The organism is Lysinibacter cavernae (assembly GCF_011758565.1).
GTDB classification, from domain to species: domain Bacteria; phylum Actinomycetota; class Actinomycetes; order Actinomycetales; family Microbacteriaceae; genus Lysinibacter; species Lysinibacter cavernae.
Genome location: NZ_JAAMOX010000001.1, coordinates 2,103,008 through 2,115,424 on the forward strand (window position 1 = coordinate 2,103,008; position 12,417 = coordinate 2,115,424).

The 12,417-nt window shown below is 58.2% G+C and carries 9 protein-coding genes; all 9 read right to left on the bottom strand.

Annotated features, from left to right (window positions below):
- Nucleotides 1-163: 163 nt before the first annotated feature.
- A complete protein-coding gene (gene eccCa / locus FHX76_RS09160) occupies nt 164-4,126 on the bottom strand; it encodes a type VII secretion protein EccCa (RefSeq protein WP_167150017.1) in 3,963 nt (1,320 codons plus the stop codon).
- A 68-nt stretch (nt 4,127-4,194) separates the two neighbouring features.
- A complete protein-coding gene (locus tag FHX76_RS09165; RefSeq protein ID WP_167150019.1) occupies nt 4,195-5,721 on the bottom strand; it encodes an RDD family protein in 1,527 nt (508 codons plus the stop codon).
- On the bottom strand, nt 5,718-7,106 hold the full coding sequence (locus tag FHX76_RS09170) for a hypothetical protein (RefSeq protein ID WP_167150021.1): 1,389 nt from the start codon (nt 7,104-7,106) through the stop codon (nt 5,718-5,720). Before FHX76_RS09170 ends, FHX76_RS09165 begins: the two co-directional genes overlap by 4 nt.
- 90 nt (nt 7,107-7,196) lie before the next feature.
- Nucleotides 7,197-7,691 carry a hypothetical protein gene (locus tag FHX76_RS09175; protein ID WP_167150023.1) on the bottom strand — a complete coding sequence of 165 codons (495 nt, stop codon included), beginning with the start codon at nt 7,689-7,691 and terminating at the stop codon, nt 7,197-7,199.
- Entirely contained in the window at nt 7,688-9,379 is a 1,692-nt protein-coding gene (locus FHX76_RS09180) for a hypothetical protein (protein ID WP_167150025.1), read from the bottom strand. Before FHX76_RS09180 ends, FHX76_RS09175 begins: the two co-directional genes overlap by 4 nt.
- The gene (locus tag FHX76_RS09185) at nt 9,376-9,654 is read right to left on the bottom strand and encodes a hypothetical protein (RefSeq protein ID WP_167150027.1); all 279 of its coding nucleotides are present in this window, start codon (nt 9,652-9,654) and stop codon (nt 9,376-9,378) included. Before FHX76_RS09185 ends, FHX76_RS09180 begins: the two co-directional genes overlap by 4 nt.
- Nucleotides 9,654-9,944 carry a WXG100 family type VII secretion target gene (locus FHX76_RS09190; RefSeq protein ID WP_167150029.1) on the bottom strand — a complete coding sequence of 97 codons (291 nt, stop codon included), beginning with the start codon at nt 9,942-9,944 and terminating at the stop codon, nt 9,654-9,656. The genes FHX76_RS09185 and FHX76_RS09190 overlap by 1 nt, the downstream gene beginning before the upstream one ends.
- A 655-nt stretch (nt 9,945-10,599) precedes the next feature.
- Entirely contained in the window at nt 10,600-11,646 is a 1,047-nt protein-coding gene (locus tag FHX76_RS09195) for a hypothetical protein (RefSeq protein ID WP_167150031.1), read from the bottom strand.
- Nucleotides 11,643-12,413 (bottom strand): hypothetical protein, encoded by a 771-nt coding sequence (locus FHX76_RS09200; protein WP_167150033.1) that lies wholly within the window; start codon nt 12,411-12,413, stop codon nt 11,643-11,645. Before FHX76_RS09200 ends, FHX76_RS09195 begins: the two co-directional genes overlap by 4 nt.
- Nucleotides 12,414-12,417 lie beyond the last annotated feature (4 nt).

Genomic DNA, 12,417 nt, shown 5'->3' on the forward strand with positions numbered 1-12,417 from the left:
ATAAAAGGGGCAACGCTCAGCTCAACGCCCCGTAACCCGTTAGAAGTACTTAGTCGACCGTCTCTCGCGCTCAGACGAATGGGGCGATTTTTCATGTGCACACTTTCTTCCATTCGGGGCCGGTAATGCTGTCCTGCATGCAAGTCGCCAAGCGGCAAACTCCCTACATCGTCGGCGGCACAAATCCCAGCTGTGCCCCAAAGACGCCGCGTTCCCTGCTCACAATCTGCGCCCGGCCCGGAACGGCAGGCGCCGCCTTGACCTTGCCGATGAGTGCCCCTTCTTCAGGGTTTCCAGAGAGCAGTATGCCTGTGGTCCCAAGGTCGTTCAGACCCTGGATGACCTGGTCGTACGCTGCCCGGCTCGCGCCGCCCGAACGTCGCGTGAGCACCACATGTAGCCCAACGTCGCTTGCCTGGGCGAGCAACGAGACGATGGGCTGCAGCGGGTTGCCCTGCGAAGTTGAGACGAGGTCGTAGTCGTCAACGAGGAGGAAGCCTTCTGCCCCTGTCCACCAGGACCGGTTGCGTAGCTGCTCCGGCGTCACATCTGGCCCCGGCATCCGGCTCTTGAAGAATGCGGCGAGGTCTGCGATTCCGCTGGTCGCGGCGTCGTGGGCGGTGAGGTACGAGCCAAGGTAGTTGTCTGGGATCTCGCCGAGCAGGGCTCGCCTGAAGTCCACAACAAATATCTTTGCCTCGTTGGGTTTGTAGAGGCGCATAATCTCGTGCACGTACGACCGCAGCATCGACGATTTGCCGGATCCCGAGTCCCCGTAGAGGTAGAGGTGCGGCTCTGCGCGGGGATCGATGCCGTACGGGGCAAGGTTTGCCTCGTCGATTCCGAGCCACAGCTTCCGCTGTTCCGGCGGCGCGATCTGCTGGATCTCGGTGAGCGAAATCTGTTCGGGAAGCAACCGAAGCTTTGGCCCTGCCGGCCCGGTCCAGGCCGCGTTGACCGTTGCGACAAGGTGCTCGATGCCGTCGGCAAGCGACGAGGCATCCCCGCTGCCATCGATGCGTGGAAGGGCCGCGAGCATGTGGTGCTTCGTTGGGGTGATCCCTCGCCCTGGCATGCCGGTTGGCACGTTGACGGCGGTTTTGCGGTCGAGCTCGGAGTCTGACGGGTCGCCGAGTCGCAGCTCCAGTCGAGTACCGATGAGGTCCTTGATGTTCGCGCGGAGCTCCATCCAGCGTGCGGCGGTAATAACCACGTGCACGCCGTATGTCAGACCTCGTGCCGTAATCGCGAGGATTTCGGGCTCGATTTCTTCGAAATCCGAACGAACCATGCCCCAGCCGTCCACGATGAGGAAGATGTCGCCGTAGCCGTCGTCGACCCGCCCCTGTGCCCGGCGCTGACGGTACGTCTCGATCGAATCGAGGCCGTTGGCCTTGAAATACACTTCCCGCTGGTCGAGGATGCCGGTAACTTCTGCCAGCAGCCGGCGCACAACATCCGGCTCGTTTCGGCTCGCGATGCCGCTCACGTGGGCAAGATCCACCAACGGTGTAAAGGTTCCACCGCCAAAGTCGAGGACGTAGAACTGTACCTCGGCTGGGGTCCGTGTGAGCGACAACGAGACGAGCAGCGATCTCGCAAGCGTGCTCTTTCCGGTGAGCGGGCCACCAACAATTGCCATGTGGCCTGCCGCACCTCCAAGCGAAATTGTGAGGTTTTCACGTCGCTGCTCAAGCGGACGGTCAACAATACCGAGCGGCACAACCAGGTCGCCAGCATTGCGCCAGGTGTGGGAGATGAGGCCGAGTTGAGGATCGGCTGCAAGGTCAGGCATCAGCTGGTCGAGGCTGGCCGGGATGACGAGCGGCGGCAACCAGACCTGGTGGGCGGCAGGGCCACGCCCAGTCATCCGCTCAACGGCGATGTCGAAGGTGCTGCGTTCTTCCTTGACAGTTTCGGCCACAACATGTTCCTCGACGGCATCTTGCCGAGCGATCACCGGGGCCGCGGTAAACGGCTCGATAGTAATCTCACGCTGCTCGCCGGCAATCGACGAGATCGCTTTGCGTGCCGGCGGCGGCCCTGAGACGTAGGACGCCCGAAACTGCGTCATCGTGGTGGTGTCTTCCTTCAGGAAGCCAACGCCGGGAAGGGGCGGCAGATGGTACGCGTCGGGAACACCAAGCACGGTCCGCGATTCGGCGGCCGAGAACGTGCGAAGACCAATGCGGTACGACAGGTGCGAATCGAGGCCGCGAAGCTTGCCTTCTTCCAGGCGCTGCGACGACAGCAGGAGGTGCACCTGCAGCGAACGGCCAAGGCGCCCAATGTTCACGAAGGTCTCAACAAATTCGGGCTTCGCCGCAAGCAGTTCGGAGAATTCGTCGGCAACAATCAGCAGGGCGGGAAGCGGCGCAAGGTCGGTGCGGCCCCCAAGTCTGGCTTTCTCGTAGTCGGTGACATTCGCGAAGTTTCCGGCTGAACGCAGCAGCTCTTGGCGGCGCACCATCTCGCCTTGCAGCGCATCCTGCATGCGATCGACGAGGGTCAGTTCTTCGCCAAGGTTGGTGATCACTGCTGACACGTGGGGCATGCCGGCCATACCGGCAAAGGTCGCTCCGCCTTTAAAGTCAACAAGCACAAAGTTGAGTTGTTCAGGTGAATGAGTGAGCGCAAGGGCAAGCACCAACGTGCGGAGGACCTCGGATTTACCGGATCCTGTCGCCCCGATGATCAGGCCGTGTGGGCCCATCCCCTGCTGCGCTGACTCTTTGATGTCGAGAGCGATCGGTACGCCTTCGCTCGTCAGCCCGATCGGAACCCGAAGTCGATCACGCTGCAGACGCGGCCTCCACGCACGGTCAAGGTCAAAGTCGCGTACATCGCCAAGACCGAGCAGATCAACTAGCTCGTCCGAGGCGGCGACTCTATTCTCAACGGCTTGTGAGCCGTCATTGACCACGAGGGGGCTTAGCCGGCGCGCGGTGGCTTCAGCCTCGGCGACACTAATGACGTCGGCCTCTAGCGACTGCCCAACCGAATCGCTGTGCACAAGCTCAATCATTGGGTTGCCGGATGCCGAGCGTGCGCCGACCGCCAGCCGAAGGCGATTCGGCTCGTCAAGTTCGTCCCAGCTGGCAGGCAAATCAATCACGGTCACCCCAGACACACCTTCATCGGTGACGATGGGGTTGCCCCGAGGAATATGCCCGCCGTCAACCACCACGATGAGGTGCGGTGTATGGCTGCTTGACCCCCGAAAGAATCGTGGCCGCTCGGCGACCTCTTCTGGAAGAAGGTCTTGAATTTCTGCGAGCGCCGGGGCGATCATCCGCACCGCCCCGACCCCGTCAGATGCGCGTGGTGAGTTCGCGTGTGGGAGCCACTTTGCCCATTCCCACTGACGGATAGCCTCGGTGTCGGCGAGGATGGCGATCTGCAACTGGTCGGGGCTGTGCATCGTTGCAGCCTGCAAGATCAGTGCCCGGGCGATTCCGCGCACGTCGTCTTCACCGCCGGTGACCTCAACATGCGAATAGTCGGCAAGGCCAATCGAGCGGGGCAGGTTTGGCTGCTGATGGTGGGTCACCATGAATCGGTGTGCAGCCGACGCAGCGACTGGGTCGAGCTGCGCCAGCGGCGGCAGCTCGGGCGCTTCGAGGGCGAGACACAGCGGCTGGTTCGTGACGCCGACACGCACCTGCAAGAAGTCGGCATCCTCCGACGAGCGTTCCCAAACCCGTGTTTTTTCGTCGGCGAGGAAGATGAGCGACGACGGCGCAGGGTTTGCCCAAAGCGCGGCCCTTCGTTGTTGTTTTGCTGCGATGCGAACGGTTTTTCGAAGCTCCGAAAGGTAGGCAAGATATTCGCGTCGGTTGGCGAGGGTGGATGCCTGCTGCTGCGAGCGCTGCCGCCACCCGTTAACCGCGACGAACCCCAGCGACGAGAGCAGGAACATCCCACCCGTGAGAAAACCGGTTGGGCTCGCATTGTTCATGGTGACCATGACGATTGCGCCCACGCTGCCGAGCATCGGCATCATCGAGCTCAGCAGCGAGCTCACACCGTCGCTCGCCTCAATCTCTGGCGGGGCCTGGAGGGTAATTTTTCCCGATGGTGCTTTGGGCGGAGCCAAGCGTTGTGATCCGGAATTCAGGTCAGACATGGGGTTTTTCCTCGGGGGCAGGAGTGATTTCTGGGCAGAAGTTGTGCAGGGCAAGCGCTCGGCGGTGCCTACTCCCAGATGGGATGTACGTTGAATGCTCGGTCGCCAAGCCGAACGGTCGCTCCTGGAGGAACCTCGAACAGTTCTCCCGGAACGACGGAAACGAGGCTTCCGTCGGCGTACGTAATGTCAGTACCGTTTGTGGAGTTGTTGTCCATGATGCGCAGCACCTCACCGTTCGCCTCAAACTCAATGTGGGCCTTTGACAGGGTGGAGTCGGGGTCTTCAACCGAGAAAACCTGGTCCGTCTCGTAGCGCTGGCGCGGGTTTCGACCGATGAGACCAGTGCCGGGGCTCACGAGATACAGTTGCTGACCGGTGTCAAAAGTCAACAGGAGCGACGTGACCCGAGCATCCAAAACCACGAGTTCTTGCTCAAGCACAGGCTCACCTTCTGGGGCAGGTTCGGCTCGAGCACTGAATAGGTCGGGTACGACAAACGGTTCGGGTTCAGCACTCACTGGGAGGAGGGGCTGACCAGGCACAGGGGGCACCATCCTGTTGGTGTTGCTGTGTTCGAGCGCGGAGCCTTCTGTTTCTGAATAGGGCGCGCTGCCTCTCTGAGTACCAAACGTCTCATACTCCGCCTCGTGCCCAGGGCGAGAGGCACGAGCAGACTGGCCGCGAGAGCTCTCAAAATGGACTCCTGGCATGAGCGAACCAAAAGATTCCCCAACCCCGGCGCTCTCCTCAAGGGCCTCGCTGTTCTGCCGCCGGGCGTTGCTCCCTGCCGCACCGGGCGCAGACGCCGTGTTTGTGCGGGTACTGCTCACAGTTGGCGCGGCGAAGCTGCCAAGTCCGGCCTGCAACTGCTGGCTCGGCTCCATATAGTGATAGACCGGATCTGATATTACGGTACGGCCAGCAACGATTTTTCTGCGGGGAGGAAGAAACACTGACTGGGTACGTGCAGCTTTGTCTTGCCAACCGCGTCGACGACCCGAAGCATCCCACGCAGACGAAGCCACGATAACCCAGCTGCCAATACCCGCGATGAGACCCCCCGCAAGAGTCACCGCCGCGCGCCCTGCTGCACGGGCTGCCCCCATCGCTAATGGATGCTCTGCTCGCGTCACCCGGATTCGCAGGAGCACATTCCCGATGGTCGCCCCTCTCGTTGCCTGCCAAACCCAGAGCCCAACCGCAAGTTCTCCTGCCGCAAGGACGGTATAGACAACATTTGCTTCGCCGAAGAAGGCTGCACTTCCGAACCATACCAACGCAGCGAGAAGCAGCACACTCAGCACGTCAACAGTAAACGCCGCGAGCCTGGCACCTGTTGTAGCGGGACGCAGCGAGCCAAAGGCGTCGGTCAGCCCCCCGGATGTGCGGGGAGCCGAAAGCGGTGCCGCCGACACAAACTGGGCGGGAGCCGCCGCCGTCTGAGCATACGAGACCGTTCCCTGCCGATGCTGCGTCGCACCGCACATGATGCAAAACGCCATGGTTGATGCCAGCTGCTGGCCGCAGCTCGCACGCGAGTGCGACTCTGCTACCGGCCCGGCCGCAACGTAGCTCTGCTGCATATTAGTCATGAAGAAACCATCCCTCTCACGATCTCTACCAGGCTGGCGGCAGCGCACGCCGCGGGGAGGGCGAGCGCCGTTGCCAACGATTCGACGGCATCCGCAAATCGAGATAAACCGAGGGAACGTACCCCTTTTGACACAGGGACCACCGCAGCCACCATTCCTAATCCGATGCCGAGGGTGAGAAAGGTTGCCATCATTTTTCCGCTGTCTGACAGGCTCAAGAATCCGAGCGCCGCGAGCTGTGCCAGGAGCGCCGCAGCCGCTGCCCGCGGCACCCAACGCTGCAGGGGCGCGCTCGCTCGTCGAGGCGTGAGCGCGAAGGATGCAATGATGCAAACGACCAGCACGATGGAGCCGATCCGTTCGATTGGGGCATCCACAACCGAGGTCAGCACTACAGGAATGAGCGCAACGGGAAGCACGCTGAAGAGCACGGTTCCTGTGGCCAACTGCGACCGCGCATTGTTGAGCATCTGGGCAACATCGCCCTCGGTTACAGAGCTGGAGGCGGCAGGCGTAGCCCCGCGCACCGTCCACTTTGCCCCCATGAACTGGTCGTACTCAACCAGCTGACCGTCGTCAACGTCGAGGCACAGGCTTGGCAGTATCCGCAGGGCAAGGGGCGCAAACCCGGCAACCAGGGCGGCGGCAAACGTCTGGGGGATGCCAAGCTGCAGGGTAATGCCCCACAGCCCAGCCATGATTGCCAACGTGGTCAGCACGAGGCCGGTTGAGCTTGCCCTTAGGGGTTGCGCTCTCAGCAGGTGGACGGCTGCCGCCGCCACGGTTGCGCCGAGTAACCCGCAAAACATGGCGAGGTGCAGGGATTCGGTGAAGCTGGGTGGGATGGCCACAAAACCGGCGCAGAACGCAAGCAGCGGCGGCACCGTCAGCGCACTCACGCTGACGGTTCCGACCGGTGACCGCGTGCTCGAGATCGCGGCAATACACGCCGCGATTCCAAACGCTGCGGCCACAAAGCTCAAGACGGTTGCAGGGATAATTGAGCCGTGGTCGTTGGCCGTGTTCAACCATGCCGTGGTGACGGTCAGTCCCGCCAGTACGGCCACAAACAACCAAACAGCGCGCCCATGTGTCGCGCGACTTCCCACCAAAGGATGCGCGGCACGGCGTAGCGTTTCCGCCCCGTTACCTGTCACGATCGTCAGAAGCGTGCCGTCAGCAACGCCGCCAGACGAACCATTCTCTGGGGCAAGAGACAGGTCTGCTTGGCTCCCGTTGGGGAGCAGCACGATGGCTCCGGCAGGGACAATTCCCAAGAAATTGAGGGTGTCGCCAAGGGGAACATTCGAGGGAATGGAGATGTCACTGCGAACTTTGCCGTGCGCAACAACAACGCGGCAGCGTTCAAGCGCGCTTGCGCCCATGGGGCAACCTCATTCCTTCACGATTTACCCCCTCGTTTACAGTACCGACTCTTTGCGCTTTATGCTCGCTGTTACCGACTCGTTGGGAAGTTATTGGTCGATGTATGGCTCGCCGATACCGCAGTCGGTGCCCACCGATATAACCAGGATGGGCGTCTTATCTTTGGCATAGGATTCGTTAACGCTAACCGACCTCTCTCCTGCACCGAACAACGTGACGCCCGCGGTCGTCTCACTTGGGTCATCAACTCTGACTTTGCGTTCGACCGCCCAATCATCACGAGCCTCGTACCGCTCGACAATGGAGTCGAGCCAAGCCACACGATCAAACTCGTCATCCTTCATAAAGAAATAGCGGATTCCTTCAAATGCGGTGGTTCCGTTCCCACAGGGATCGAGGACGTCGTGATCCTCTTCCTTCAGAATCGCACTCTTGGGTATCTCAGCTTCAAACTCACCCCTTAGGGCGAGTGCCCACGCCTGCTCTTCTTCGAAGGTTCTCTGACCACTAATCGAGTTCACTAGTTCACATCCTGTCGTGAGAAACGTTAATACTATGATCGCCGTTACCTTGAGTGCTCTCATGCGCCGGCCGGCCTCATCCCCCGCAGAAGATCCGCGAGCCCATCTCTTACTTGTGTGCTGGAGTCCTCTGAAGCAATTTGACTGTGTCCACCAAAGGGGTTGGTCCACTTCGTTTCAATTCCTGAGTCAAGCACAGTGAATCCGTTCTCTCTATTAGGTTCAAGCGGATAGCCCCAATCACCGCCCGTGTCTATGCCACGTAGCGGAAGAATGAAGTCTCTCTCCGTTGTGTAGTCGTAATATGACGTTCCCGGGTTTGGTGACCATTGGTCATTCATACCAATTCCTGATAATGAGACCACGTTGTCGTACCCGGCCCCTGCGGTTTCACTCGACGTCAGAATTGCAAGCCCTGCAGAATGTCCAACCGCGGTGTTTGGGAGCGCGCCGTAGCCCGCGGCATCAATTCCAGCTTGTAAGCGAGCCTGGCGCTGGCCGAGCTCAGCAGTGACGGAGGCGGAACCTGTAAAGCGGTCATCCCACGGCGGGAATTTAGGATACGGACCGTCTTTACAGACGAAAGCGAGGGTCCCTGGGACAGATTCTGCGACTCTTGAAGCAAGTCCTTGTGTCGTTCCGTTGAAAAAACCAGAAAAGTTCGAATCCGTACCGGGAATAAAGGTGAACTGCTGAGTTGCCGTCTGGGGATCTCCGATCATTTCCACCAGACGGTCCGCACCTCGGTCGTATGTATAGAGCTGAATCTCACCATTCTTTGCCTTTTTGAGATAGGAGTTTTCAAGCTTCAGCGCATCTATTTCACCCTGACGTCCCGTTCGCGTCCCAATATCTAGAGAATACGGCAGCTTCTCAAGCTCCCGAATGCGTTCCTCGTTCGCTTCGTACTGACCCGCTGCAACCTCCTTATTAGCCGCCACCCGCGCATCGGGAGCCACTCCGTCCAGCAAGCCGATCAGCTCGGGCGCATGCTTGATGAGACGCTCCTGCTGCTCAGGGGTCAGGCGATCCCACCACTCGGCTGCCGCCTCAGGATTGTTACTCAACCGGTTGGCAAGTTCCCTGAGCTCCGCTGGTGGGAGATCATCCAGCTGGTCAGCCGTCAGTCTCCGCAAGTCTGCCAGCGTCATCTTTTTGGGATTTTTCTCAACAGGCAATCGCTTCGAACCGATGGATGCGCGGCCGTCAGATTTCAACGCTTGCCGAATCTGCGTAATGGTGGCATGAGATGAACGGATCCGTTGCTCCGCGTCAGAGTCGGCTTCGCGTCGTCGCTTGGCTAACTCCAGCAGCCTCCGCTCAACTTCATTTTCGGTACGCCGCAGTGTGGCAGCTCGCGCCTGCACCTCTTCTATTGCCTGCTCCGATAAATCGGTTCGGTCAGTGTTTTTGTTCAGGAGTTGACGCTCACGCTGAGCCCAATCTTTCAACTCAAGAACGGGCCCAACCTCAGTTTTGATCGCGACAACCGCATCCTCATAGGCATTGGAAGCCTGGATCATCTGCTGAAAGGCATCGTCAAGCGGAGCAACAGTTTTGTCGAGCTTGGAAAGCTTCGTTGACCAGGCCTCCGCTGCAGTGCCTGTCCAGACGTCGTATCGCTGCGAACGCGCCGTCCGCAAGGTGGCCGAAATACTTTGCACCGCTTCACGCTGCTTGTGAAGACTCTGAGTGAATTCGCGCAGACCTTCAAAGGCGCCAGCCCCTGGGTCGTCCTGCGGCCAACTCATATCAGGGCACCGTTCAGCCGGCTTGACGCATCGTTATCGATTGCGGCGTAGAGATCGATCGTGTCTTTGGTCTTTTGGCCAAGAATCGTCAGCGTGTGGTCAACGGCTTGCCACAGGCTTTCGAGGACATTCAAGGTATCGGAAACCGCAGAGACAACCTTGAGTGAATGACAATCGCTCGCGTTGCCGGAAGGTTGTGGGAGGGAATCCGTCGCCAGCATGAGCGTAGCCTCAAGCGTTGCCATCGCAGGCAGATCCGCATGTATCTGAGCCATTACGACCACGCCTTTGCCAGTTCGTCCTCGACCTTCACAAAGTCTTCGGCCATGGCCGCAACGGCTCGGGCGATGAACATGAGTTGCTCGGAATCCGACCGCTCATGGACCACAATCCTGCCGGTGGCATCCTCATACCGGTCGGACGCATCGCCCCGCCACACGAGCCGCAGGTCTTTGTCTCTGGATGCTCGGTTCTCCGACCCATCGCTGAGGGACTGCGCCACACGACCAAATAATCTCGCAGCAGACCTCAGCCGATCTGTATCCGCTCGTATGATTTCGGTCATGGATGCTCCGCTCCTCGTAACGATTTATGCGGCTTCGATTCGTCCAGCTGCGCTTCGAGTAAGGCTTCAGCACGTGGCGTGAACGGGAAGCCATTCGGCCTGTTGGTTGCTCTGTTGCAACTGACCTATTCCCAAAATAGATCTTACGCACAACCATTCGCCCTCCAACAGATCACAAAAGCCCTGTCCACCAGTGGTGAAGGGCAGCTGTGCATTACCGGCCACGACCGAGGTTCACTCCACCGTTGAAATGACACACAGCAGGTCACATCTCCAATTACCTTTTCGGTTCTTGAACGATGCTTTATTCGCTGCTAACCAGACATTATTCGAATGAAAAGGTCCGCAACCTATCGATTCATACGGGCGTTTCAATGCCCTTATGTTCTGCGACACCTCCCACATCTGGTAATTGAGCGGCCGAACTACACCCTCAGGCCCATCTGGCCCTTCCACCACGTCAGCTTTGCCCTGTTTTCACTCCCCGGCTCAGGGACGGTGTCGGAAGGCTTGTGTCATCAAGCATGACGAGAGTCTGGCCTTTCAAAATGAGCGGTTTCTTTTGGGGGCAGCCAAACCCGTATCTCCCAAACAGGCAAATGAGATTGCTGCCCATGTCGTTCCAGAGATTCATCTGATAATGGGGAAGCGCCGTCTACCTGGGATCTGCTTGAGATGCATCCAGCTGAAGCTGACCGTCCACACCACGTGTCAAGATTCCTCCTTGGAAATACTTGCTGGTCTGCTTCAAACCGCCTTGAATCTGAGTCTCAAGTGTGGGAACTTTCCCAACTGTTTGAACCCTCCAGTCAGCACCAAGCTCGTAGATCTCCGCCTCAAACGTTCCAGAGAGTCGCGCGTTTTCGACGACGCCGTATCTGTCACTCAGCTCAGGTGGACAGTCGGGATAAACAAGGGCGTTCGTCAAGCAATTATCTGCCCGTTGGTCAAGAAGCGCACTAGCCTCTTTTACCGTTGACTCCAGTATTTCTGCGGCAAGTTCAACGTCGACCATTTCCTGATACGACCCAATGCTGGCTCTCTTCGAATCAGTCTCAGCAATGCCGGTAGGGTCAGTGTACGCAATGTCATAGGTCCCTGGAAAAGCAAAAACTCGATCCTGTCCACTCTTCCTGTCCGGGTACGAGAGAACATCGCTACATTGCCCCTGAACCGTGATTTCCCCTGGCGCGCGCGTTTCAGGCTTCGCCAAAGTCGGGTAGAAACCAAAGAACTCCATAGTCCCTATAGAGAAGTCTCCATCGTCGTTCCGTCCGAAAGTGTACGTCTCGCTGACCTGTTTGCCCGTTTTCCCCAGAGTGTAGGTCACTTTGGTTGCGTAGCCTTCCTTGAGTTCTTTCGCGTGGATCACTTCGCTCAGCTCAAAATTGGTCGGCCGATTATCAACTGTTTTATAAATCTCATCAGTCAAAAGCATGGGACAGGCGGCTCGCCCAGAATCGAGGCCCAACAGTTCCGCGGCCTGTTCGGCTTTTCCCTCGTCAAGGTATTCAAAGACCTCGGTGACATAGTCCGCGAGTGCCTGCTCTTCCTCGCTAAAACGCACAGGTTCCTCATTGTCTGGTGGAAGTCCGCACGACGAAATCGTCAACACAACGGTAAACACGACCGCAATCAGCCCGACAGGTCTTCGGCTCGACCGTTTATATTGATTTATCACGCGCTTCCATTCTCGAGTCATACCCCATCCATTGAAAGCGTGGGCCATTTTCCTCGGTTGGTCCCCGATGCATCAGACATCACCGTTTTAAAATCCCTAGCTGCACCAAAAACATCAGTTCCGTAATCGCGAAATTCAATGAATAGCTCCGAGACTAGCTCTAGGACCGTCACTACGAGATTTACGATGTGCGGCATAATATCTAGCCATTTAGTTGGAGATGCCGAAACGAACTCAGCAATATTCTTAGTCTGATCAAGCATGTAACTAGCGATCGAATCGCAAATACCAAACCAAACACTAATTACACTAATTGCATGCGAGTTGAGAGCATCAGCAAATTCTTTGGGTTTCGCACCAATCGCTGCCACTGCTGTCGCTTGAAGAGCAGGAAGGTTTTCGTAGTTATCGCCGACCCTCCCACTCCAATATTTGCCGGCACGGAAGTCAGTCTCTATTGGCGTGGTCAGACCAGATAGTCCTTTTCTGACCGTCACCCAGGAACTGGCGATTTCAATCAGCTGGAACGGATCGCCCGGCGATAAGAACTTAGCTATTTCGGCCATAAGCTCGTTTATTCCGTTCACTGCCTCCGTCAGAGCATCAGCAATTTTTCCGTTGTGATCGCCCCATGCAAGTAAGGCTGAAGTAACCAAGTCTCTGCTGTTAAATTTCTCCACGCACTCGTTGATACCAGTAACGACCGACGCCAAATTCTCGTGCAACAGTTCGAGCGCTTCCCAGAACACTGGCGCACTTGGGGCATCCAAGCCGTTTTCATTAGTCATGTTT

What these genes read in the sequence shown, in the direction of transcription:
- eccCa (WP_167150017.1), bottom strand. Translation starts at nt 4,126, where the DNA reads ATGTCTGACCTGAATTCCGGATCACAACGCTTGGCTCCGCCCAAAGCA.
- FHX76_RS09165 (WP_167150019.1), bottom strand. Translation starts at nt 5,721, where the DNA reads ATGACTAATATGCAGCAGAGCTACGTTGCGGCCGGGCCGGTAGCAGAG.
- FHX76_RS09170 (WP_167150021.1), bottom strand. Translation starts at nt 7,106, where the DNA reads ATGGGCGCAAGCGCGCTTGAACGCTGCCGCGTTGTTGTTGCGCACGGC.
- FHX76_RS09175 (WP_167150023.1), bottom strand. Translation starts at nt 7,691, where the DNA reads ATGAGAGCACTCAAGGTAACGGCGATCATAGTATTAACGTTTCTCACG.
- FHX76_RS09180 (WP_167150025.1), bottom strand. Translation starts at nt 9,379, where the DNA reads ATGAGTTGGCCGCAGGACGACCCAGGGGCTGGCGCCTTTGAAGGTCTG.
- FHX76_RS09185 (WP_167150027.1), bottom strand. Translation starts at nt 9,654, where the DNA reads ATGGCTCAGATACATGCGGATCTGCCTGCGATGGCAACGCTTGAGGCT.
- FHX76_RS09190 (WP_167150029.1), bottom strand. Translation starts at nt 9,944, where the DNA reads ATGACCGAAATCATACGAGCGGATACAGATCGGCTGAGGTCTGCTGCG.
- FHX76_RS09195 (WP_167150031.1), bottom strand. Translation starts at nt 11,646, where the DNA reads ATGACTCGAGAATGGAAGCGCGTGATAAATCAATATAAACGGTCGAGC.
- FHX76_RS09200 (WP_167150033.1), bottom strand. Translation starts at nt 12,413, where the DNA reads ATGACTAATGAAAACGGCTTGGATGCCCCAAGTGCGCCAGTGTTCTGG.